The 1,289-nt window shown below is 40.9% G+C and carries 1 protein-coding gene and 1 pseudogene; one reads left to right on the top strand and one right to left on the bottom strand.

The genetic code is table 11. From position 1 onward, the window contains the following. Positions 1-201 (top strand): annotated as a pseudogene (locus DU53_RS11430) (ISNCY family transposase); the annotation flags it as partial. Between the two features lie 94 nt (positions 202-295). Here DU53_RS11430 and DU53_RS11435 read toward each other — a convergent pair. Beyond that, on the bottom strand, positions 296-1,289 hold a 994-nt coding region (locus DU53_RS11435; protein ID WP_063728744.1), incomplete at its 5' end, for an IS256-like element ISKol5 family transposase.

Consider the following 1,289-nt stretch of genomic DNA (forward strand, 5'->3'; position numbering starts at 1 on the left):
CCTACTACACCATACGAAAGGATCATGCAATCACCCTGGGTTGACCAAAATACAAAAGACAGGCTTCGCAAACAACACGAAGCCCTAGACATTTACAAACTCAAGAGTATAATAACTCATTTCCAAGAACAATTAGTGAACATCCAGATTGATAAATCGAAAGGAGGGATCCTCAACTATGTCCCTCTCAATTTCAAGTAGATTCTATTTTGAGGCGTCCATCCTATTTCAAGTAGATTTATTTTTGAGGCATTACGGAAAGTGCTGTAAAAATAACCCTGTATCCTAAAACAGGCTAAGATCCCATGTTTAGATATCTCCTTCCAAGCAGCCATTCTTCGTTAATGTCAAGTAAGATTGCGACAGCCAACCTCAAAAGTGCCGCATCATTTGGAAAAGCTCCTACCACTCTAGTACGCCTTTTTAGTTCTTTGTTTATCCGTTCCAGCATATTCGTCGTTTTTATCCTTTTCCAATGATCCCGTGGATATTTCTGGTAATTAAACAAGCCGAATATGAATCTTTCACAGGTTTCCGCCGCTTTTTTGAAGCCTTCTTCTTCAAGTTCCTCAATAAAGGCTTGTAATTTTTTCGCACTTTCCAGGCTCTCGTTCAACCGTTCTGCTATCTCTTTCCAGCGTTTACGAGGTACTTTTTTCAGCACATCCCTCACAAAATGTACATGGCACATTTGCCAGCTCGCTCCAATAAAGGCCTTTTTCACCGCTGAGATTATCCCCTTGTGACCATCTGAGATGACAAGTTCTACTCCTCTCAATCCACGGTTTTTCAATTCTTGGAAGAAGTCTTCCCAAAAGAGTTCATCTTCAACATCGGCGATCTTTGCACCAAGTATCTCTCTATGTCCATCTTTTCTCACACCGGCTACCACATAAAGAGCTTTATTGACGTATCTAACCCCGTCCCTGACTTTGAAATAGCTGGCGTCCACGAAAAGATACGGTATCTCCTCCTCTATTTCCCTGTTAAGAAACTCATACACCTTTTCGTCCAGTTCCCTGGCTATATTAGAAACTGTTCCAGGTGAAAGTTCTTCTGCTCCTAAGGTGGATATTATTTCCTTTATCCTGCGAGTAGAAACACCCTGAAGATATGATTCGACAATAGCGTTCTTTAATGCTTTCTCTACTCTTGAGTATTTATCAAAGACCCTGGTTTCGAAGGGGAATTCTCTGAATTGGGGTTTCTTCAACTCCAATTTTCCTAATCTGGTGTTCAAACTTCTTTTTCTATAACCGTTGCGGTGTGCTCTTCTGTTTTTTGTTCTC

Origin of the sequence: Kosmotoga sp. DU53 (assembly GCF_001639905.1) — a bacterium.
GTDB lineage: Bacteria > Thermotogota > Thermotogae > Petrotogales > Kosmotogaceae > Kosmotoga > Kosmotoga olearia.